General features: G+C 71.4%; 20 protein-coding genes. 9 read left to right on the plus strand and 11 right to left on the minus strand.

The annotated features are described in order from the left end of the window. Window positions 1–13: 13 nt before the first annotated feature. The 4 genes from Q8A52_RS37845 to Q8A52_RS37860 all read right to left on the minus strand — a co-directional run bounded on the left by Q8A52_RS37845 (window position 14) and on the right by Q8A52_RS37860 (window position 4,342). Window positions 14–805 (minus strand): hypothetical protein, encoded by a 792-nt coding sequence (locus tag Q8A52_RS37845; RefSeq protein WP_316760115.1) that lies wholly within the window; start codon window positions 803–805, stop codon window positions 14–16. Window positions 806–831: 26 nt separating this feature from the next. Beyond that, window positions 832–1,374, minus strand: a complete 543-nt coding sequence (locus Q8A52_RS37850; protein WP_316760117.1) for a SigE family RNA polymerase sigma factor — start codon at window positions 1,372–1,374, stop codon at window positions 832–834. A gap of 62 nt (window positions 1,375–1,436) precedes the next feature. Further along, a complete protein-coding gene (locus Q8A52_RS37855; RefSeq protein ID WP_408649324.1) occupies window positions 1,437–2,909 on the minus strand; it encodes an MFS transporter in 1,473 nt (490 codons plus the stop codon). 245 nt (window positions 2,910–3,154) lie between these two features. Next, entirely contained in the window at window positions 3,155–4,342 is a 1,188-nt protein-coding gene (locus Q8A52_RS37860) for a lipid-transfer protein (RefSeq protein ID WP_316760225.1), read from the minus strand. Between the two features lie 161 nt (window positions 4,343–4,503). Between Q8A52_RS37860 and Q8A52_RS37865 the strand changes: the two genes are divergently transcribed. From Q8A52_RS37865 to Q8A52_RS37885, 5 genes are all read left to right on the plus strand, one after another. Then, on the plus strand, window positions 4,504–6,246 hold the full coding sequence (locus Q8A52_RS37865) for an MFS transporter (protein WP_316760121.1): 1,743 nt from the start codon (window positions 4,504–4,506) through the stop codon (window positions 6,244–6,246). Window positions 6,247–6,401: 155 nt separating this feature from the next. Beyond that, on the plus strand, window positions 6,402–7,052 hold the full coding sequence (locus Q8A52_RS37870) for a class I SAM-dependent methyltransferase (RefSeq protein WP_316760123.1): 651 nt from the start codon (window positions 6,402–6,404) through the stop codon (window positions 7,050–7,052). A 164-nt stretch (window positions 7,053–7,216) separates the two neighbouring features. Then, window positions 7,217–8,182 carry an N-acetylmuramoyl-L-alanine amidase gene (locus Q8A52_RS37875; protein WP_316760126.1) on the plus strand — a complete coding sequence of 322 codons (966 nt, stop codon included), beginning with the start codon at window positions 7,217–7,219 and terminating at the stop codon, window positions 8,180–8,182. 158 nt (window positions 8,183–8,340) lie between these two features. Continuing rightward, the gene (locus Q8A52_RS37880) at window positions 8,341–9,168 is read left to right on the plus strand and encodes a DUF5336 domain-containing protein (RefSeq protein WP_316760129.1); all 828 of its coding nucleotides are present in this window, start codon (window positions 8,341–8,343) and stop codon (window positions 9,166–9,168) included. Window positions 9,169–9,270: 102 nt separating this feature from the next. After that, entirely contained in the window at window positions 9,271–10,281 is a 1,011-nt protein-coding gene (locus Q8A52_RS37885; protein WP_316760131.1) for an LLM class F420-dependent oxidoreductase, read from the plus strand. Window positions 10,282–10,312: 31 nt separating this feature from the next. On the opposite strand, the gene Q8A52_RS37890 is transcribed toward Q8A52_RS37885, so the two are convergent. After that, window positions 10,313–10,876, minus strand: a complete 564-nt coding sequence (locus Q8A52_RS37890) for a hypothetical protein (protein WP_316760133.1) — start codon at window positions 10,874–10,876, stop codon at window positions 10,313–10,315. A gap of 140 nt (window positions 10,877–11,016) precedes the next feature. On the opposite strand from Q8A52_RS37890, the gene Q8A52_RS37895 reads away from it, so the two are divergent. Next, window positions 11,017–11,310 carry a hypothetical protein gene (locus tag Q8A52_RS37895; RefSeq protein WP_316760226.1) on the plus strand — a complete coding sequence of 98 codons (294 nt, stop codon included), beginning with the start codon at window positions 11,017–11,019 and terminating at the stop codon, window positions 11,308–11,310. Window positions 11,311–11,619: 309 nt separating this feature from the next. Here the strand turns inward: Q8A52_RS37895 and Q8A52_RS37900 are convergent, their stop codons facing one another. From Q8A52_RS37900 to Q8A52_RS37910, 3 genes are read right to left on the minus strand one after another with little or no spacing between them, the layout of a single operon-like run. Next, window positions 11,620–12,690 carry a prenyltransferase/squalene oxidase repeat-containing protein gene (locus tag Q8A52_RS37900; protein ID WP_316760135.1) on the minus strand — a complete coding sequence of 357 codons (1,071 nt, stop codon included), beginning with the start codon at window positions 12,688–12,690 and terminating at the stop codon, window positions 11,620–11,622. Then, window positions 12,687–13,439 (minus strand): class I SAM-dependent methyltransferase, encoded by a 753-nt coding sequence (locus Q8A52_RS37905; RefSeq protein WP_316760137.1) that lies wholly within the window; start codon window positions 13,437–13,439, stop codon window positions 12,687–12,689. The genes Q8A52_RS37900 and Q8A52_RS37905 overlap by 4 nt, the downstream gene beginning before the upstream one ends. After that, window positions 13,433–14,839, minus strand: a complete 1,407-nt coding sequence (locus Q8A52_RS37910) for a glycosyltransferase family 4 protein (RefSeq protein ID WP_316760138.1) — start codon at window positions 14,837–14,839, stop codon at window positions 13,433–13,435. Before Q8A52_RS37910 ends, Q8A52_RS37905 begins: the two co-directional genes overlap by 7 nt. Window positions 14,840–15,059: 220 nt before the next feature. Between Q8A52_RS37910 and Q8A52_RS37915 the strand changes: the two genes are divergently transcribed. Then, complete coding sequence (locus tag Q8A52_RS37915) at window positions 15,060–15,704, plus strand: TetR family transcriptional regulator (protein ID WP_316760139.1); 645 nt, start codon at window positions 15,060–15,062, stop codon at window positions 15,702–15,704. A 353-nt stretch (window positions 15,705–16,057) separates the two neighbouring features. Here Q8A52_RS37915 and Q8A52_RS37920 read toward each other — a convergent pair whose 3' ends face one another. Continuing rightward, entirely contained in the window at window positions 16,058–16,291 is a 234-nt protein-coding gene (locus Q8A52_RS37920) for a ferredoxin (protein ID WP_316760140.1), read from the minus strand. Between the two features lie 3 nt (window positions 16,292–16,294). Beyond that, window positions 16,295–17,752: an aldehyde dehydrogenase gene (locus Q8A52_RS37925; protein WP_316760141.1), complete on the minus strand. Its 1,458-nt coding sequence runs from the start codon at window positions 17,750–17,752 to the stop codon at window positions 16,295–16,297. 170 nt (window positions 17,753–17,922) lie between these two features. Here Q8A52_RS37925 and Q8A52_RS37930 point away from each other — a divergent pair, with 170 nt between their 5' ends. Continuing rightward, window positions 17,923–18,948 (plus strand): MBL fold metallo-hydrolase, encoded by a 1,026-nt coding sequence (locus Q8A52_RS37930; RefSeq protein WP_316760144.1) that lies wholly within the window; start codon window positions 17,923–17,925, stop codon window positions 18,946–18,948. Window positions 18,949–19,011: 63 nt separating this feature from the next. After that, window positions 19,012–19,461: a nuclear transport factor 2 family protein gene (locus Q8A52_RS37935; RefSeq protein WP_316760146.1), complete on the plus strand. Its 450-nt coding sequence runs from the start codon at window positions 19,012–19,014 to the stop codon at window positions 19,459–19,461. Here Q8A52_RS37935 and Q8A52_RS37940 read toward each other — a convergent pair. Then, window positions 19,458–20,123, minus strand: a complete 666-nt coding sequence (locus Q8A52_RS37940; RefSeq protein WP_316760148.1) for an aminoglycoside phosphotransferase family protein — start codon at window positions 20,121–20,123, stop codon at window positions 19,458–19,460. The genes Q8A52_RS37935 and Q8A52_RS37940 overlap by 4 nt on opposite strands. Between the last annotated feature and the right edge of the window lie 136 nt (window positions 20,124–20,259).

Here is a 20,259-nt window from a genome sequence, read left to right on the forward strand (position 1 = left end):
CCTCCCGGTGGCCCTACTTCGTCACCCGCACGTCCTTGTAGCCCGTCCCGTCCGGTCCCACGCACACGAACCAGTTCACCGGAGTCCCGGCGGCCGACCGGATCACCGATTCGTTGCCGGCGGCGGTGTAGGCGGAGGACGGACGGGCGACGGTGGTCGTGCCGTTCATCCAGGTGCAGGTCACCTGCCGGGCGGACTTGGCGATCCTGCCGACCACGAGGCGGCTGGGGCCGACGACGTCCTCCTCCGCCAGGGGAACCGCACCCGAGACGAGGTCCGTGCCCGCCATGTGGTCCCACTTGTCGACCGAGTCGAAGATCATTGTCCTGGGGTGGTCATTGCCGTAGTACAGGTTCACGTAGTACGACGTCTTGCCGACGAGCCCGGAGAGGTTCGGGCGGGCGCCCAGCCCGAGGCCGTACTCCTTCATCGCCTCCAACTGCCCGGCCGCCTCCGCCTTGTCGCGCGGGGCTCCCCAGACGTCGATGGACACCATCCACTCCTTGCCGTGGTCGGTCCCCCTCGACAGCTCGGTCCGCTGCGGCTGGTACACGTGCCGCGCCTCCGGCGAAGCCGGCCGCGTGGCCACCGGCGCCCCCCTGTCCCCATGCCCGCCCGGCATCCCGGTCAGCGCCAGTGTCGCCCCCGTGGAGCCCGCCAGCACCAGTGCCGTCGTCGCCGCGACCGCCCAGCGACGCGCCCTGCGGCGTCGTCCGCCGCGCAGCACTGCCTGTACCGGGGCTATACCGATCTCGACCTCGTCCGCGGCGTCCGCGAGGAGGAGGGCGATGTCCGTCTGCGTCATGTCGTTGTTCCTCTCCCGGTCCGCGCTCATCGGTTCTGCCCCCCGTGGGTCACCATCTCGGCCAGCCCCGGTATGGCCCGGAGTTTCGCGATCCCCTTGGCCGCGTTGCTCTTGACCGTGCCGACCGAGCAGCCCATCGCCTCGGCCGCCTGTGTCTCCGTCAGGTCCTCCCAGTACCGCAGGACCACCGCCTCCCGCTGCCGCGGGGGCAGTTGGCCGAGCGCCTTCAGCAAGGCGCTGCGGTCGTCGGCCTGGGAGATGCGGTCGCCGGTGTCGGCCACCTCGTGCGCCAGGCCCGAGTCGTCCTTCGGCGCCAGGAACTCCTTCAGCCTTCTGCGGTGCCTGCGCGCGTGCGCGTTGATCATCACGCGCCGTACATAGGCCTCCGGGTCGTCCGCCGAGCCGACCTTGCGCCAGGCGACATAGACCTGTTCGAGCGTCGACTGGACCAGGTCCTCAGCGGCGTGCTGCTCCCCCGTGAGGAGAAATGCCGTACGCATCAGCCGCGGCCAGCGGCCGACGACGAAGCTCTGGAACTCCTCGTCCCGAGCTTTCTTCCGATCCCCCATGGGCACCTCCTAGATGTACAAAGGAGTCCACGGACCACCCGCATCGTTGCCTCCCCCTCGCCTCAATTCGCAGAAGTCGCAGAGGGCGCGGAAGCCGCCGACGTCGCGGAGGCCGCCCGGATCCTTCGCGGCAGCCACACCAGCATCAGCACCGCCCCGCCGAGCAGCACCGCCGTACCCGTGCGGAAGGCCAGCGCATAGCCGTCCGTGAGCGCCTCGGCCCCGCCGCCGCTTCCGGTCCGGGCCGCCGCGATCGTCGACATCACCGCGAGCCCCAGCGAACCGCCCATCGTGCGAGAGGTGTTGACCAGCCCGGACACCACACCGGCGTCCCCCGGCGCCGCGCCCGACGTGGCCAGCGAGGCCAGCGGGGTCGCGGCCAGCCCCGCGCCCAGCATCATCAGGATGCCCGGGAACATGATCGCCGTCAGATAGCCGCCGTGCGCGCTCATCGTCGACTGCCACCCGAACCCGGCGGCCGCCACCAGCGTGCCGAGGGCCGCCAGGCCGCGCGCCCCGGCCACGGGCATCAGGCGCGGGGCCGCCTTCGAGCCCACGATCACGGCCAGGGAGCTGGGCACCAGCGCCAGTCCGGCGTCCAGCGGCGAGTAGCCGAGCACGTTCTGCGCGTACAGGGTCATGAAGTACCACATGCAGAACATCGCCGAACCGCACACGAACATGGCCACGTTGGCCGACGCCACCGAGCGCAGCCGCAACAGCCCGAGCGGCATCAGCGGGGCCGCCGTGCGCGCCTCCACGACGAGGAACAGCCCGATGAGCGCGAGCCCGGCGGTCAGCGGCGCCAGCGTGGCCGTGGCCGCCCACCCCTCGGCCTCGGTCTGCACGATCCCGTAAGCCAGTGTCGCGAGCCCGCCCGTCACCAGGAGCGCGCCCGGCAGATCCAGCCGCCGCCGGTCCCCCGCCCGGCTCTCCACCAGCCACACCAGGGAGCCGGCCAGCACCACGGCGCCCACCGGCACGTTGATGAGCAGCACCCACCGCCACGACAGCACGTCCACCAGCACCCCGCCGACCAGCCCGCCCGCGGCGCCACCGCCCGCGCCCACGGCGGTCCAGGTGGCGATGGCTCGCGCCCGCGCCGCCCCCTCCGGCACCGCCGCCGTCAGCAGGGTCAGCGTCGAGGGCGCCAGCACCGCTGCCCCGAGCCCCTGCACGGCCCGCGCGAGCAGCAGTTGCCGGCCCTCCTGGGCCACCCCGCCGCCCAGCGAGGCCAGGGTGAACAGCCCGAGCCCGATCAGGAACATCCGCTTGCGGCCGTACAGGTCTCCGGCCCGGCCGCCCAGCAGCATGAACCCGGCGAAGGCGATCGCGTACGCGTTCACCACCCACTGCAGCCCGGACGGGCTCAGGCCGAGGTCGGTACGCATCGAGGGCAGCGCCACGTTGACGACGGACACGTCCAGCACGACCAGGAACTGTCCGGCGCAGGCGAGCGCCACCACCAGCCAGGTGGGGGGTGTGGTGCGCGGGCGTATGGGGGAGGTGTCGGCGGCTTCGAGCATGGGCGTCATGCTCTCAACCCGGTTACGGTCCTTGCATCGGGATTTCGCCCCACCGCACCTCGGTCCAGCGACCTACACCGCCGACCCATCCGCCCGACGGCCTGCACCCACCGAGCCCGCCGGCCCATCCGCCCGTCGGCCCGCACCACCGAGCCCGCCGGCCCATCCGCCCGTCGGCCCGCACCACCGAGCCCGCCGGCCCATCCGCCCGTCGGCCCGCACCACCGAGCCCGCCCACACGACCACCCGCCGGCCTACACCGCCCGGACCAGTGTCACGACCGCCGCTCCGCCCAGCCCGATGTTGTGCGCCAGACCCACCCGGGCCCCCGCCACCTGCCGCTGCCCCGCCTCGCCCCGCAGCTGCCACACCAGCTCGGCGATCTGCGCGAGGCCCGTGGCGCCCAGCGGATGGCCCTTGGAGATCAGGCCGCCCGAGGGGTTCACCACCCACCGCCCGCCGTACGTGGTCGCGCCCGACTCGACGAGCGGCCCCGACTCACCGGGTTCGCACATGCCGAGCGCCTCGTACGTCAGCAGTTCGTTGACGGAGAAGCAGTCGTGGAGCTCGACGACGTCCACGTCCTCGATGCCGAGGCCGGAACGGTCGTACACCTGGCGTGCCGCCTCCCGGGACATGGGCCGGCCGACGACGTCGATGCAGGAGCCCGACGCGAAGGACTCCTCCGTGTCGGTCGTCATCGACTGCGCGACGATCTCGACGAGGCCAGTGAGCCCGCGCCGCTCGGCGAACCGCTCCGACACCACCACGGCCGCCGCGGCGCCGTCCGAGGTCGGCGAACACTGGAGCTTCGTCAGCGGCTGGTGGACCGTGCGCGCGGCAAGGATGTCGTCCACCTCGTACACGTCCCGGAACTGGGCGTACGGGTTGTGTGCGGAGTGCCGGTGGTTCTTGGCTGCCACGGCGGCCAGTTGCGCCTCGGTCGTGCCGTACCGCTCCATGTGCTCGCGGGCCGCGTCGCCGAAGATCTGCGCGGTGGGAGGGGTCATCTCGAACCCGTGCCGGGCGGCCATGATGCCGTAGTGCCGGGCGACGGGAGAGGTGGAGAAGTCCCCTCCGTCCGCGCCTCCGCCCAGCGCACCCTTCTTCATCTTCTCGAAGCCCAGGGCGAGGACGCAGTCGGCGGTCCCGCCCTCGACGAGCTGCCGGGCCAGCATCAGGGCGGTGGAGCCGGTCGCGCAGTTGTTGTTGACGTTGTAGACGGGGACACCGGTCAGGCCGAGTTCATAGGCGGCGCGCTGGCCGGCGGTCGAGGGCTGGAAACAGTAGCCGACTGGAACCTGTTCCACGTCGGTGTACGAGATCCCGGCGTCCGTGAGCGCCGCGCCTCCCGCTTCCCCGACCATGTCCCAGTACTGCCATTCACGCGTCTCGGGCTTCTCGAACCCGGTCATTCCGACACCGGCGACATAGGCCTTCATGGCGCGCAAGACTAGAACGTGTTTCATAAAGACACCAGACCCTGACGGGAGATCAGAAACCCATGGGAAGGTCAAGAATTCATTAGCAGCCCGAAGCAACGGAATAGTTGCCCGTGCATACGAGGTTTACCCGGCACTCATCGCACGGGAGGCCTCACTCAATGACGCACACGACGACCGACCAGCCCACCCGCAGAGCGAGCGGGGCCCTGGTCCCGGTGCTCGCCTTCGCGGGCATCGTGGTCGCGGTGATGCAAACCCTGCTCGTCCCGGTCATCAAGGATCTGCCGCAGCTGCTGGGCACCGCGCCGAGCAACGCCACCTGGGTGCTGACCTCGACGCTGCTGTCCGGCGCCGTCGCCACCCCGATCATGGGCCGCCTCGGCGACCTGTACGGCAAGCGGCGCATGCTCGTCCTCAGCCTCGCCGTGATGGTGGCCGGCGCACTGATCAGCGCGCTCACCAGCGAGCTGCTCACGATGATCGCAGGCCGTACTCTCCAGGGCTTCGCGATGGGCGCGATCCCGCTCGGCATCGGCCTGATGCGCGACATGCTGCCACGCGAGCGGCTCGGTTCGGCGATGGCCCTGATGAGCTCCTCGATCGGCGTCGGCGGCGGTCTCGCGCTGCCGCTCGCGGCCCTGATCGCGCAGCACGCCGACTGGCACGCCCTGTTCTACGGCGCCGCCGGACTCGGCGTGCTCTCCATCGTCCTCACCCTGCTCGTCGTGCCGGAGTCCCCGATGCGCGCCGAGGGCTCCTTCGACGCGCTGGGAGCGCTGGGCCTGTCCACCGGCCTGGTCCTGCTGCTCCTGCCGATCACCAAGGGCAGCGACTGGGGCTGGTCCTCCGGCACCACGCTCGGCCTGTTCGCCGCGTCCGTGGTCGTCCTGGTCCTGTGGGGCGTCCTCGAGCTGCGCACCAAGGCCCCGCTGGTCGACCTGCGCACGACCGCGCGCCGCGAGGTGCTGCTCACCAACCTCGCCTCGATCATGGTCGGCGTCAGCTTCTACGTCGTCTCGCTCGTCCTGCCCCAGCTGCTCCAGCTGCCCACGGCCACCGGCTACGGCCTCGGTCAGTCGATGGTCGTCGCGGGTCTGCTCGTGGCGCCGCTCGGTCTGACGATGATGTTCACGGCGCCCGTCTACGCACGGCTGTCCGCCAAGTACGGCCCCAAGGTCACCCTGATCCTCGGCATGCTGATCATCGCGGTCGGCTACGGCGCCGGCCTCGGCCTGATGAGCGCCGCCTGGCAGAGCCTGGTCATCGCGGTGATCCTCGGCGCGGGCATAGGCCTCGCCTACTCCTCCCTCCCCGCGCTGATCGTCGGCGCGGTCCCGGCCTCGGAGACGGGCGCGGCCAACGGTCTCAACACGCTGATGCGGTCCATCGGTACGTCCGTCTCCAGCGCCGTCATCGGCATGGTGCTGGCCAACACGGCGAACACTGTGGGCGGCGTGGAGATCCCGACCATGCACGGGTTCCGTGTCTCCTTCCTGATCGCGACGGCCGCGGTGGCGGTCGGTCTGCTGCTGGCCCTGTTCCTGCCGAAGCAGAGCCGCCCCGAACAGCACACCCAGCTGCGCGCGAGCAGCGAGGAGGACGCGGGCATCGCGCACGCCGAGGAGGTGCTGCGGGGCTTCCGCGGGCGCGTCCTGGACGCCGGGGGCGCCCCGGTCGCCCGCGCCAAGGTCACCCTGATCGACCGCCGCGGCCGCCAGGCGGGCGCCACGCTCTCCGGTGAGGACGGCAGCTACACCCTCGCCGTCCCGGCCGAGGGCGCCTACGTCCTGGCCGCGAAGGCCGCGGGCCACGGCCCGCACGCGTCCTCGGCGACCCACGCGGGCGACGAGCGGGCGGTGGACGTGGACCTGTCCCTGCCGGGCGAGACAGTGCCGGCCTGAGGGACCTGAGCCCCGAAGGCCTGAAAGCCTGAAGTCCTGAGACACACACCACCCGCACCCCCTGTCGCCCGTCCGACAGGGGGTGCGGCAGCATGGGCGCCCATACGCTCGTACCACCACTCGCACCACCGGCTCATGCCACCGAAAGGACCTCCATGCCCGCGGCACCCAAGCCCGAGATCCTGGCCGCGTTCGAGGCGGCGAAGGGGTTCATGCCCGTGGACGAGGGGCTCGCCCTGTACGCGGCCGCCGTGGAGGCGGGCGGACTGGGACTGCCGCTGCTGGAGGTGGGGACGTACTGCGGGCGCTCGACGATCCTGTTCGCGGACGCGGCCCGGCAGGCCGGGGTCACCGCGCTCACCGTCGACCACCACCGGGGCAGTGAGGAGCAGCAGCCGGGCTGGGAGTACCACGACCCGGAGACGGTCGACCCCGAGATCGGTCTGATGGACACGCTGCCCACGTTCCGCCGGACGCTGCACCGGGCGGGCCTGGAGGACCACGTGGTCGCCCTGGTCGGCCGCTCGCCGCAGATCGCCGCGTTCTGGAACTCGGCGCTCGGCCTGGTCTTCATCGACGGCGGCCACACCGACGAGCACGCGAGCGCCGACTACGAGGGCTGGGCTCCCCATGTCGCCGAGGGCGGCCTCCTCGTCATCCACGACGTGTTCCCCCACCCGGAGGACGAGTTCACCGGCCAGGCCCCGTACCGCGTGTATCTGCGGGCCCTGGAGTCGGGCGCGTTCACGGAGGTGTCGGCAACCGGTTCACTGCGCGTACTGCGGCGAACGGGGACCGCGTTCTGACCTCGGCGGAGTCCGGGACGGGTGGCTGAGCACGGCGCGGTCCGGGACGGGGGCCCGACCCCGGCGCGGTCCGGTACGCCGGTTGTGACACCGCCCGGCGGCACACCACCCATTGGGACCGCCGTACCGTGTGACCGCCCGAGGTGGCCGCTAGGGTGGCTGTCGTGTCGTACGTAGGCCCGGACTTCGATCCGCCCCAGCAGCGCCGCCCCCGGCGAGCGCCTCTGACCGTCGCGCTCGCCGCGCTGGTGCCCGGTGCGCTGCTCGGCTGGCTCGTGTACGAGGCGGTGGGCGACCAGGGTGACTCGGGCGGCTCGGACAGCGCGGGCGGCGCCCCCGCCTCCGCCTCCCCCACGCCCTCGACGCGGTCGTCCTCGGCCTCCCCCAGCGACGACGCCAAGAAGCCCAGCCCGACGCGCGCGGCCTCGAAACCTGCCGCACCGGTCGGCTCCGGCCCCCTCAAGGGCAAGGTGATCGTCATCGACCCGGGGCACAACCCCGGCAACTTCCGGCACACGACCGAGATCAACCGCCAGGTGAACATCGGGACGAACTGGAAGGAGTGCGACACCACCGGGACGTCCACCAACTCGGGCTACACCGAGGCGCAGTTCTCACTGGACGTCTCCCACCGGCTGCGCGCGATCCTGGAGAAGCAGGGCGCGACGGTGAAGCTGACCCACGACGGGGACCAGCCGGCCTGGGGGCCGTGCGTGGACAAGCGGGCCCAGTTCGGCAACAACGCGCATGCGGACGCGGCCATTTCCATCCACGCCGATGGATCCGCCGAGGGCAACCGGGGCTTCCACGTCATCCTGCCGGCGTCCGTGCACGCGGGTGCGGCGGACACCCGTCCGATCGTCGCCTCCTCGCGCGACCTCGGCGAGCGGGTCGCGGGCAAGTTCGTGCGCGTAACGGGCAGTGCCCCCTCCAACTATGTCGGCGACGGTACCGGTCTCGTCACACGTCAGGACCTGGGCGGTCTCAATCTGTCAACGGTTCCCAAGGTGTTCATCGAGTGCGGGAACATGCGCGATAGCAAGGACGCGGCACTGCTGACCAGCGGTGCGTGGCGGCAGAAGGCGGCGCAAGGGATCTCTGAGGGAATCGTGAGTTTCCTGCGCGGGTAGGAGTCAGCGGGCAGATCCCTGCGGACACCCCGATCGGACGGACGATAGTGTCATCAGTACGATCAGGGGCCTCCCCCGCGCTTCACACCGGGACCTGACGGCGACAGAGTGACAGCGACGCCTCTACCGACGACGAGACGACCTACGAAGGACCTGAAGTGAATATCCGCTCCCTCACTCGAGGCGACGGCGTGGTGATCGGAGCAGCGGTGTTGCTGTTCATCGCGTCGTTCCTCGACAACTACTCGTACAACGGGGCACCGTCCGGCCTCGACCTCCCGAGCCTCTGGGCGAGCGGACCGGTCCTGCTCAGCGTCGTTCTGGCCGGAATCATCGGCGCGGCGCTGGTGGTCGTCGCCCGGGCCATGCCGGAGCCCCGGAAGGTCGTCGGCCTGGAGCTCGGCCAGTTCGGCGTCGCCTTCACCGTCTTCGCCGCGTGGAGCGCGCTCGGCAACGTGATCGACCCGGCGGGCGGCGGGAACAACTTCGGCAGCTCCTCCGACGGTCCGAGTGCCGGCACCGGTCTCATCCTCGCCCTGATCGCGACCCTGGTCATGGCCGGCGCCGCCGTCGCCACCCCGCTCGTCCCCGCCCTCCAGGCCGCCCTGGTCCCGGCGCCCAAGCCGCAGGCCCCGCAGCCCTACGGTGCCCAGCCGCAGGCCGGTTACGGCTACCCCGGTGCCCAGGCCCCGCAGCCGCAGCCGCAGGCGCCGTACGGTGGGCAGCCGCAGCAGGGGCAGCCCTTCGGGCAGCAGCCCCCGGCTCCGGCCCAGCAGCAGCCCGCCGGGGACTTCTCGCCGTTCTGGTTCGCCGTGCCGGTCGCGCGGCCGCTGTTCGCGGAGGACGGCTCGCCGGCGCCGATCGCCGAACTGGCGCCGGGCACCTGGTACCTGGCCGTCGAGCAGCGCGGCGCCCAGCTGGTCGCGCAGACCCAGGACGGCCGCCGCGGCGTCCTGCAGGACACCTCGGGGATCCAGCGCGGCTGAGCGCCCCGCGAACCCGTCGCGCACGGCCCCTCGCCCTTCCGGGCGGGGGGCCGTTGTCGTACAGTCGCCCTCCGACAATTGACGCACCGTCAGGAGACAGGTATGCGGCTCGGCCTCGCACTCGGCTACTGGGGCCGTGGCCCCTCCGCGGACCAGGTTTCGTCGGCGCAAGAGGCGGAGCGACTCGGTTACGACTCCGTGTGGACGGCCGAGTCATGGGGCTCGGACGCGTTCACCCCGCTCACCTGGATCGCGGCGCGGACCTCAAGGATCAGGCTGGGTACGGCCGTTGCGCAGATGGCCGCCCGCTCGCCGACCACCACCGCCATGCACGCGCTGACCCTGGACCATCTGTCCGGCGGGCGCATGATGCTCGGGCTCGGGCTGTCCGGGCCGCAGGTCGTGGAGGGGTGGTACGGGCGGCCGTTCCCGAAATCGCCGCTGACCGCGACCCGGGAGTACGTCGATGTCGTACGGCAGGTGCTGCGCCGCGAGGCGCCGGTGGAGCTGGCCGGGCGCTTCCACTCCCACCCGTACCGGGGCCCGGACGCCACCGGTCTCGGCAAACCCCTGAAGCCGATCACCCACCCCCTGCGCCCCGATCTGCCCATCCTCCTCGGCGCCGAGGGGCCCAAGAACGTCGCCCAGACGACCCGGATCGCGGACGGTTGGCTGCCGCTGTACTGGTCGCCGAACCGCCCCGAGGTGTACGGGCCCGGCGTGGCCGACCTTCCGGAAGGCTTCCTGGTGGCCCCCATGGCGCGCGTGAAGGTCTGCGACGACGTCGGCGAGGGTCTCCTGCCCGTCAAGGCCATGCTCGGCTTCTACATCGGCGGGATGGGACACGCCTCCCGCAACTTCCACGCCGACCTGATGGCGCGCATGGGGTACGAGGAGGAGGCTCGGCGGATCCAGGAGCTGTTCCTGTCGGGGCGGCGCGAGGAGGCGGTGCTGGCCGTTCCGGACGCCTTCGCCGACGAGATCTCGCTGGTCGGTCCGCGCGAACGCATCGCCGAGCGGCTGGAGTCGTGGCGCAAGGGCCCGGTGACGGACCTGCTGGCCCTGTCCCCGGACCCTCACACGCTGCGTGTATTGGCGGAGCTCAACTCTTAGGCAGCCACTGGGAGCCGGCGCCCGGTGCCGCTCAACCGCCGCTCAGCTGGGACGCCGACGGGACCTGGTCCTTCACCTCGGCGCCCGCGCTCTTACCGGCGTCCTTCACCTTGTCGATGATGTCGCCGAAGGAGTCGGCCGCCGTGTCGGCGGAGTCGCCCTTGCGCAACTTGGCCGGCAGGGTCTTGAGGGACTCGATACCGGCGGTGAGCGGCGCGAGGGCCTTCGACAGCGTCGGATCGCCCTCGGCGTTCCTCACGGCCGCCTTGAGGCGGTTGTAGGCGAAGGCACCGGCGAGGCCGGCCTTGACCAGGGCGAGCTTGCGGCCCTTCGCGCCCTTCTCGAACTTGCCCTCCTTCCAGGGCTTCACGATCCACTGGTACGTCGCCCCCGCGGCGAGTCCCGCGTTCGCCACGAAGCGTGCCTTGGCGAACTTCTGCCGCTCCGCGGAGGTGGTGGGGCTGGGGGTGTCGGCGGCCACCACGGCCGCGCCGTCCCGGGTGAAGGTTTCGCCCTTTCCGCAGGCGGTGGCGCCGACGACCAGAGCACAGCACAGCGTGAGCGCCACGAAGAGGCGCCGTATCGGTACAGCCACGGTGTCCTCCGGGGTGTTCTCCCCGAGTGGATGTCTCTCCGGCAGACTCGCCCAGGGCGGCCGAGTGCGCCACTTGGGGGAATCCGGTACAGGGTTCACCTTTCCTGTTTCACCCAGGAATGAGCGGCAACCCGAAGGGCATGTCCCCTCAATATCGCAACGGCGCCAACCAGGCAGGAACGGTCATCGCGATCGTCGCCGACGTCATGGCCTTCATTCTCGGCCTGTGGATCCTGATGTATCTGCTGGACGCAAATCGGGCCAACAGCCTCGTCCAGTTCATTCATGACTCGGCCGCCTGGCTGGCCGGCTGGTCCCACGACCTGTTCACGTTCGACGAGGCGTGGGCACGGGTGGTCGCCGGTTACGGCCTCGCCGCGGTGGTGTACCTCTTCATAGGCCACGCGATCGCCAACCGGATCCACCGCCACTGAACGCTCCGCGACGAGCCGCTGCCGCAGCCGCAGCCGCCCACGGACTCGGCCCGCACCGCCGGTGGGCGAGTGCGGGCCGTCGGGGGCTGGTCGCGCAGCTCCCCGCGCCCCTGAAGGCGCCCACGAACTCGGGCCCGACCGGCAGCCGGCGAGTACGAGCCGTCAAGAGCCGGTCGCGCAGCTCCCCGCGCCCCTGAAGGCGCCCACGAACTCGGGCCCGACCGGCAGCCGGCGAGTGCGAGCCGTCGAGAGCCGGTCGCGCAATTCCCCGCGCCCCTTCGGGGGCGCGTCAGCGCCGGGGGGGGCGGCCTACGTGCAGCAGTCCGGGTCCAAGCCCCTCGGCAGGTGTTCGCCGCCGAACACCGCGCACGTGGCCTCGTGGCCGCCCAGGGCGGCTACTGCCAGGAGGAGGGAGCCTGCCGTCCAGGTGGTGAGTTCTCGGGGCCAGATGGCCTTGTCGTCGAAGACGTAGCCCGTCCAGTAGAGGCCGCTCTCGGGATCGCGGAGGTGCTGGATGGACTGGAGGATCTCCAGGGCGCGGTCGGACTCGCCCATGGCCCACAGGGCGAGGGCGAGTTCGGAGGACTCGCCGCCCGTGACCCACGGGTTGGGGATCACGCAGCGCACGCCGAGCCCGGGCACCACGAAGCGGTCCCAGCCTTCCTCCAGGCGGGACTTGGCCTCGGCGCCGGTCAGCGCGCCGCCCAGGACCGGGTAGTACCAGTCCATCGAGTAGCGGTCCTTGTCCAGGAACCGCTCCGGGTGACGGCGAATCGCGTGCCTGAGCGCGCCCAGGGCCAACTCCCAGTCCGGCTGCGGCTCTTCGCGCTGCTCGGCGATGGCGAGCGCACAGCGCAGGGCATGGTGGACGGAGGAGCTGCCGGTGAGCAGCGCATCCGCGGTGGGCGTGCCGTCGTCCTCGCGCCGCCAGCCGATCTGGCCGCCGGGCTGCTGCAGGCGCAGCACCCATTCCATCGCCGCGTAGACCGAGGGCCACATGCGGTCGAGGAACAGGTCGTCGCCGGTGGAGAGGTAGTGGTGCCAGACGCCCACGGCTATGTACGCCACGAAGTTCGACTCGCGGGCGCGGTCCGTGACGTCGTCATGGGCCCCGTCCGCGTACGCCGCGAACCAGGAGCCGTCCTCGCTCTGGTGCGTGGCCAGCCAGGTGTAGGCCCGCTCCGCGGCGTCGTGCTCGCCCGCCGCGTCCAGTGCCATGGCCGCCTCGGTGTGGTCCCACGGGTCCAGGTGGTGCCCGCGGAACCACGGGATCGCGCCGTCCTCGCGCTGCACGGCGAGGATGCCGCGTACGGTCGCGGCAGCCTGCTCGGCGGTGAGGACCCCGGGCAGGACCAGGTGTTCTGTCCGGGGGGTCGTCACTTGGCGGCCGCCTCGGACGCCTCGGCAAGCGTCGGCAGGTGCGGCTTCGTCGCGTACACCACGAAGCTCTTGCCGATCAGCGGGTTCAGCGCCTGCTCGGCGACCCGGGTGGCCAGCGGCTTCTTCATGATGTCCCAGACCAGCAGCTTGTGGTACGCCCGCACCGGCAGCGCCTTGTCGTTGTCCACGCCGAACGCGCACTTGAGCCACCAGTACGGGGAGTGCAGGGCGTGCGCGTGGTGGGTGCCGTAGGGGCGCAGGCCGGCCTCGCGGACCTTCGCCAGGAGCTCGTCCGCCTTGTAGATGCGGATGTGGCCGCCCTCGACCTCGTGGTAGGCGTCGGACAGCGCCCAGCAGACCTTCTCGGGGCCGTAGCGCGGGACGGTGACCGCGATGCGGCCGCCCGGCTTGAGGACGCGGACCATCTCGGCCAGGACGCCCTTGTCGTCGGGGATGTGCTCCATCACCTCGGAGATGATGACGACGTCGAAGGACTCGTCCGGGAAGGGCAGCGCGAGGGCGTCGCCCTCCATGGCGGTGGCGGTGGCGCCGGCCGGGGCCTCGCCGGCCTCCTTCATCGCCGCGAACCACTTGGCGACCTCGCGGATCTCCTCGGCGTTCCGGTCGAGGGCCACGACCTGGGCGCCGCGCCGGTAGCACTCGAAGGCGTGCCGGCCGGCCCCGCAGCCGAGGTCCAGGACGCGGTCGCCCGCGGCGAGCGGGAACCGGGAGAAGTCGACGGTCAGCACGAGGCCCTGCTTTCGCGGTCGGCGGTGAGTGGTTCTTCGATGACGGCTGTTTCGGCGGCCGGCGGGCTCACCGGCGTGCTTCTGGGGCTCCCCGACCGGGCGATGGCCTCGCGGTACCGGGACACCGTGCCTTCGGCGGCCCGGGCCCAGGTGAATCTCTCCAGCACGCGCTCACGGCCCGCCGCGCCGAGCCGTGCCCGCAGCGCCGGGTCCTCCAGCAGTCTGCTCAATGCGGCGGCCAGTGCCCCCGCGTCCCCGGGCGGCACCGCGAGGCAGGTCTCCCCGTCGCGGCCGGCGACTTCGGGGATCGCGCCGCCGGTGGTGGCGACCAGCGGGGTGCCGGTGGCCATGGCCTCGGCGGCCGGCAGCGAGAAGCCCTCGTACAGGGACGGCACGCAGGCCACCTCGGCCGAGCGGACCAGGTCGACCAGTTCGGCGTCCGAGATGCCCTTCACGAAGTCGACGGCGCCCTCCAGGCCGTACCGCTCGATGGCCTGGGCGACCGGCCCGTCCTCGGCGCGCTTGCCGACGACGACGAGGTGTGCCTCGGAATGCTCGGTGCGCACCTTCGCGAGCGCCTCGATCAGGAAGATCAGGCCCTTGAGCGGCACGTCGGCGCTGGAGGTGGTCACGATCCGGCCGGGCACCTGGGGCACCGCCGGATTCGGCGAGAAGAGGTCGGTGTCGGCGCCGATGTGGACCACGTGGATGCGGTCCTCGCGCACTCCGAGGTGGTCGACGATCTCCTGGCGGGAGGTGCCGGAGACGGTGAGGACCGACGGCAGCCGGCGGGCGACGCGCTTCTGCATGCGGGTGAAGGCGTACCAGCGGCGCACGGAGTAGCGGCGCTGCCACCCCTCGGCCGCGTCCAGCTCCAACTGCCGGTCGACGGTGATGGGGTGATGGATGGTGGTGACCAGGGGCGCGCCGATGTCGCCCAACAGGCCGTAACCGAGGGTCTGGTTGTCGTGCACGACGTCGAACCGGCCACGCAGGGCGCGCAGATGGCGGCGGGCGCGCAGGGAGAACGTCAGCGGTTCGGGGAAGCCGCCGGTCCACATGGTCCCGACCTCGAGCGCGTCGATCCAGTCTCGGTACTCGGCGCGTGCCGGGGTGCGGAAGGGGTCGGGCTGGCGGTAGAGGTCGAGGCTGGGCAGCTCGGTCAGGCTCAGCCGACCGCCGTGGGCCTCGTCCTCGTCGAGCACGGGGTACGGCTGGGAGCCGATGACCTCGACCCGGTGGCCGAGGCGGGCCAGCTCGCGCGACAGGTGCCGTACGTAGACGCCCTGACCCCCGCAGAACGGGTTCCCCTTATAGGTGAGAAGCGCGATGTCGAGCGGTCGCTCGCCGTCGGCGGCGAGGTCCTGTCGGGGACCCGCCTCCCTGGCCTCAGCGGTCACTCTGGGCCCCCTTCTCCCTGCATTTTCCGCGAGACTACGCCGGGACGCTAATCTAGAACAAGTTTCAGACTTGATCGTTCAGGAGGCTCTGAATCTACCGGCAGGTAGCGGCACTGTGAGCAGTGGATCAGGTGATTCGCGCCACGGCGCGGACCCCTGCCATGCTGTCTGATCACCAGCCCTCACCGATGCCCTCACCGACTGTCACGGAGCGGGACCCATGCCTGCGCAAGCCAAGGTGGAAGCCAGTACCGTTCGCCCGGCCTCGCCGCCCCTCACCGAGCGGCAGGAGGCCCGTCGGCGGCGGATCCTGCATGCGAGCGCGCAACTGGCCAGCCGGGGCGGCTTCGACGCGGTGCAGATGCGCGAGGTCGCGGAGTCCTCACAGGTTGCCCTGGGCACGCTCTACCGCTACTTCCCGTCCAAGGTGCATCTGCTGGTCGCCACCATGCAGGACCAGCTGGAGCACATGCACGGCACCCTCAGGAAGAAGCCCCCGGCGGGCGAGTCGGCGGCGGAGCGGGTGGCGGAGACGCTGATGCGGGCCTTCCGCGCCCTGCAGCGCGAGCCGCACCTGGCCGACGCCATGGTCCGGGCGCTGACCTTTGCGGACCGCAGCGTGTCCCCCGAGGTCGACCAGGTCTCCCGGCAGACCACGGCGATCATCCTGGACGCGATGGGCCTGGAGAACCCCACCCCCGAGCAGCTCTCGGCGGTCCGCGTCATCGAGCACACCTGGCACTCGGCGCTGATCACCTGGCTGTCGGGCCGCGCCTCCATCGCCCAGGTCAAGATCGACATCGAAACCGTGTGCCGACTGATCGACCTGACGGATCCGGTGAGCGGGGAGCCGGCCCGTGGCTGAGGCCCCCGACGCCGAGCCGGGCCTGCGCACGCCGTAACCGTCCCGGCGCACAGCACGCCGACGTTCCTGCGGAGCGTGGCCCACCTGCCCCCGGAGCCTTGAGCGCACGAAATGGACCTACGAGACGGGTTCCCTTCGCCGGCATTGCCCGGATCAGGTAATGGGGGTCGCCCTCGGGTCCGGCTACTACCTCTGGGCCTCTCAGCCCGACCGTCGACGTCGGCACCAGCGGATGCTCTACTACGCGTCACGCCAGAGTCGGCTACTCCGGTCGAACTCCCTCACTCGCCTCGTAGGCCACTAACAGCATAGACCGGATTCAGCCCGACAGAACCCCCCAAATGGGAAATTTTTCAGTCCTCTGGCGGAAAGACCGGCTCCCCGCTCCCCAGCATCGTGATCATGATGGCCTCCACCGGACAGCTCTCCGCCGCCGCCAGGACCTGCTCGTTCGCGTCGGCGTCCGGCTCCACCGGCCGGGACTGCCGGCCGGTGTCCAGGCGGAAGCCGTCGGGCGCGTGGTGGACGCACTGGGCGGAGCCGATGCAGACGGAGCGGTCGACCTCGACGTGCCAGCGGTCTCCCATGTCCTAGCCCTCCCAGCCGGCCGGGAGGTGGATCATCTTGTGCTCGAGGAACTCGCCGTACCCCTCGGGCCCGAACTCCCGCCCCAGACCGGAGTTCTTGTAGCCGCCGAAGGGGCCGAGCATGTCGAGGCTGAAGGTGTTGACCGAGTACGTGCCCGTACGGACCTGCCGTGCGACATCGATGCCGTGCGCGACGTCGGCCGTCCACACGCTGCCGGACAACCCGTAGTCGGAGTCGTTGGCGATCTTCACCGCCTCGGACTCGTCTCCGTACGGCAGGAGGCAGATCACCGGGCCGAAGATCTCCTCCCGGGCGATCCGCATGGAGTTGTCGACGTCGCCGAAGAGGGTCGGCTCCACGTACCAGCCGCGTTCGAGCCCCGGCGGGCGCCCGCCGCCGGTGAGGATCTTGGCGCCCTCCTCCTGGCCGATGCGGATGTAGTCGAGGTTGCGCCGCTGCTGGCGACGGGCGACCAGCGGGCCGACCTGGGTCGCCGGGTCCAGCGGGTCGCCGACCTTGAGCGCGCTCGCGGCGGCGGCGAAGGCGTCCGCGAACTCGTCGTAGCGGGAGCGGGGCAGAAGGATGCGGGTCTGGGCGACACAGGCCTGGCCGTTGTTCATCCAGGCCGCCGAGACGATCCCGGGCACCGACGTCTCGAGGTCCGCGTCCGGCAGGACCACCGCCGCCGACTTGCCGCCGAGCTCCAGCGTCACGCGCGTGAGATTGCGGGAGGCGACCTCCATCACGCGTTTGCCGGCCGCGACCGAGCCGGTGAAGGACACCTTGTCGATCCCGGGGTGCCCGACGAGGTACTCGCTGACCTCGCGGTCGGCGGGGAGGATCGACAGCACGCCCTCCGGCAACCCGGCCTCCCTGGCGATCTCACCGAGGAGGTACGCGTCCAGCGGTGACTCGGGCGACGGCTTGAGCACCACCGTGCAGCCGGTGAGCAGGGCGGGCGCGAGCTTGGCCGCGGCGACGAACTGCGGGACGTTCCACGGGACCACGGCCGCGACCACCCCGACCGGCTCGCGCCGCACCAGGATCTTCCCGAGGACGCCGTCGCGGGTCTCCTCGTACGTGAAGTTCCGCGCGACGGTGAGCGCCGCGTCCCACACCATCATCGCGCCGAGCGCCTGCGCGAGGACGCTCCAGGAGTACGGCGAGCCGTTCTCGGAGGAGATCACACGGGCGATCTCCTCGTGCCGGACGGCGATCGCGTCCTTGATGCGGGTGACGACCGCGATCCGCTCGTCCAGGCTCATACGCGGCCAGGGGCCCTGGTCGAAGGCGGTGCGCGCGGCGGCGACCGCCCGGTCCACGTCCTCGCGCGAGGCGTGCGGCACGCGGCCGATGACCTCCTCGGTGTGCGGGGAGATCACCTCGATGACGCCCTTGCCCAGGGGGTCGGTCAACTCCCCGCCGATGAACAGCTGTCCGTGTTCCACGAGCTCGGTCATGGCCGACTGCCTCCCGGGGACTGTGCGCGTCTGACGATCCATCAGATAGGGAACTGATACCAGCTCCGTCCAGGGGAGTCCACGGATGCGACGAGGGGCCATTGGTCGACTCGGGCTCCCATGGAAACCTGTTCTAGTTATAGTGGCGGAAACGCGGTGAAGGGGAGCCCATGGCGCAGGTGCACGACCACGGGGGCGGCGTCCGTTCCCTCCAGGTCCCGATCCCGGACAACCCCCTCGGCCACACCCTCGTGTACGTCGTCGACACCGACCGCGGCCCGGTCCTCATCGACACCGGCTGGGACGACCCGGCCTCCTGGGACGCCCTCGCCGAGGGCCTGACGGCCTGCGGTACGTCCGTGGCCGAACTGCACGGCGTGGTGATCACCCATCACCACCCCGACCACCACGGCCTGTCGGGCAAGGTGCGCGAGTCCTCCGGTGCCTGGATCGCCATGCACGCGGCCGACACGGCGATCGTGCGCCGGACCCGCGAGACCCGTCCCGAGCGCTGGTTCACGTACATGGCGGCCAAGCTCGTCGCCGCCGGCGCCCCCGAGGAGCACGTCGCCCCGCTGCGCGCCGCCCGGCGCCGCACCCTCCCCGGCCTCTCGCCCGCGCTGCCGGACCGAGAGATCGGCCCCGGCGAACTCCTCCCCCTCCCCGGCCGCCGGCTGCGCGCGATCTGGACACCGGGCCACACACCGGGCCATGTCTGTCTGCACCTGGAGGAGGAGCACCCCGCCCGGCTCCCCGGCCACGGACGCCTCTTCTCGGGCGACCATCTGCTCCCGGAGATCACCCCGCACATCGGCCTGTACGAGGACCCGGACGACACGACCGTCACCGACCCCCTCGGCGACTACCTCGACTCGCTGGAACGGGTCGGCCGTCTGACTCCCGCCGAGGTGCTCCCCGCCCACCAGCACACGTTCACGGACGCGCCCTCCCGTGTGCGGGAGTTGCTGACGCATCACGAGGAGCGGCTGGCCGGGCTCCTGGCCCTGCTCGTCGAGCCCCTCACGCCCTGGCAGCTGGCCGGGCGGATGGAGTGGAACCGCCCCTGGGAGCAGATCCCCTACGGCTCACGCAACATCGCGGTCTCGGAGGCCGAGGCCCATGTGCGCCGCCTGGTGAAGCAGGGCCGTGCGGAGGCCGTGGCGGGGAGCGAGCCGGTGGCGTACGTGGCTGTGTGATCGGCGGTGTGATCCGGCCGTGAATTCGTTCGCGGCCGAGGGCCGTGCCTGCTAAACAGCCTCATGGACCCCTTGGAGAACCTCCTCGCCGAACGCGCCTGCGAGCGCCTCGTCCTCGACTTCGTCCGCCGCCTCGACCTGGGTGAACCCGGTTCCGTCGCCGAGTTGTTCACCGAGGACGGCACCTGGGCGTGGCCGGACGGCGGACGGCTGGTCAAGGGCCGGGAAGCGCTGCGCGAGTACTTCGGCTCCCGGCCCGCGGACCGGCTCTCGCGCCGCCTGATGTCCAACGTCCTCGTCACGGTGACCGCCCCGGACACGGCCACCGCCACCTCGTACTTCTCCACCTACCGCGTCGACGGCTACGAGGGCGGAATCGTGCCGCCCGGCCCGCCCGTCCAGGTCGGCCACTACAAGGACGCCTTCCGTCGCGTCGGTGGACAGTGGCTGCTGGAGGCCCGGGTGCTGCACCTGCCGTTCGGCGGCCCCACCCCGCGCGCGGCCCGCGACTAGGACACCAGCGCTCGTATCAAGTCCTCGCCCGCTCCCAGGAGTTCGACCTCGTGGCGGCTCATCGTCGGGTTGGCCGCGCGGCGGGTACGGGCCTGGGCGAGGCCGGGCTCCGTGAGGTCGGAGGGGTCGGCGAGCAGGGCCGTGAGCATCGCGCGGGCCGGGTCGGCGATCGACTCGTCGCCGACCGCGACCTGGGCGAGGATCAGCGCGGACATGCCCCAGTCGAGGCCCGGGTGACCGTCCTCCGCGTTGGTCCAGTCGATGACTCGGGGGCCGTCCGGCGTGAGGATCACGTTGTCCGGGTGGAGGTCCAGGTGCAGGACACGGGCGTCGGGATCCGCGGAGTCCCGGGCGGGGACGGCGTGCAGCCGCCGCAGCAGCCCGGCGAGCATCGAGCCCCCTTCCTCCGGCCCGATCGAGCCCGCCGACAGGGCTTGAAGCATCGTCGGCCCGGACAGCCGCTCCAGCACCAGATCGGTGCGCGAGCCGGAGGGCCGCACCCGGGGCACGGGATACCCGTGGTCCCGTACGTACGTCATCACCGCGCCCTCGGCGGCCGCGTCCCCCCAGCCCTCCCGGTCGCGGCGCAGCACCCACGCCTCGTCGATCTCGTACACATCGGCCGAACGGCCCGAGCCCAGCAGTCTCCCCGTTGTCGTCATGGCGTGACCCTAGCCACCGAGCCCGGAGTCCGTGTCCCCCTCTCACGACCACCCCTCAGCCCTCCGGTTACGGGCCGGTAGAGTGACCGCGTCGTCATCACACCCGTACGGGGGAAAGCCGGTGCAATTCCGGCGC

Origin of the sequence: Streptomyces herbicida, from assembly GCF_032656585.1 — a bacterium.
Lineage (GTDB): Bacteria > Actinomycetota > Actinomycetes > Streptomycetales > Streptomycetaceae > Streptomyces > Streptomyces herbicida.

Bases quoted from the DNA above. Each gene is read 5' to 3' on its own strand.
- Q8A52_RS37915 (WP_316760139.1), top strand. From the start codon at position 15,060: ATGCCTGCGCAAGCCAAGGTGGAAGCCAGTACCGTTCGCCCGGCCTCG.
- Q8A52_RS37895 (WP_316760226.1), top strand. From the start codon at position 11,017: ATGTCCCCTCAATATCGCAACGGCGCCAACCAGGCAGGAACGGTCATC.
- Q8A52_RS37935 (WP_316760146.1), top strand. From the start codon at position 19,012: ATGGACCCCTTGGAGAACCTCCTCGCCGAACGCGCCTGCGAGCGCCTC.
- Q8A52_RS37850 (WP_316760117.1), bottom strand. From the start codon at position 1,374: ATGGGGGATCGGAAGAAAGCTCGGGACGAGGAGTTCCAGAGCTTCGTC.
- Q8A52_RS37845 (WP_316760115.1), bottom strand. From the start codon at position 805: ATGACGCAGACGGACATCGCCCTCCTCCTCGCGGACGCCGCGGACGAG.
- Q8A52_RS37885 (WP_316760131.1), top strand. From the start codon at position 9,271: ATGCGGCTCGGCCTCGCACTCGGCTACTGGGGCCGTGGCCCCTCCGCG.
- Q8A52_RS37855 (WP_408649324.1), bottom strand. From the start codon at position 2,909: ATGACGCCCATGCTCGAAGCCGCCGACACCTCCCCCATACGCCCGCGC.
- Q8A52_RS37865 (WP_316760121.1), top strand. From the start codon at position 4,504: ATGACGCACACGACGACCGACCAGCCCACCCGCAGAGCGAGCGGGGCC.
- Q8A52_RS37940 (WP_316760148.1), bottom strand. From the start codon at position 20,123: ATGACGACAACGGGGAGACTGCTGGGCTCGGGCCGTTCGGCCGATGTG.
- Q8A52_RS37930 (WP_316760144.1), top strand. From the start codon at position 17,923: ATGGCGCAGGTGCACGACCACGGGGGCGGCGTCCGTTCCCTCCAGGTC.
- Q8A52_RS37860 (WP_316760225.1), bottom strand. From the start codon at position 4,342: ATGAAGGCCTATGTCGCCGGTGTCGGAATGACCGGGTTCGAGAAGCCC.
- Q8A52_RS37870 (WP_316760123.1), top strand. From the start codon at position 6,402: ATGCCCGCGGCACCCAAGCCCGAGATCCTGGCCGCGTTCGAGGCGGCG.
- Q8A52_RS37920 (WP_316760140.1), bottom strand. From the start codon at position 16,291: ATGGGAGACCGCTGGCACGTCGAGGTCGACCGCTCCGTCTGCATCGGC.
- Q8A52_RS37925 (WP_316760141.1), bottom strand. From the start codon at position 17,752: ATGACCGAGCTCGTGGAACACGGACAGCTGTTCATCGGCGGGGAGTTG.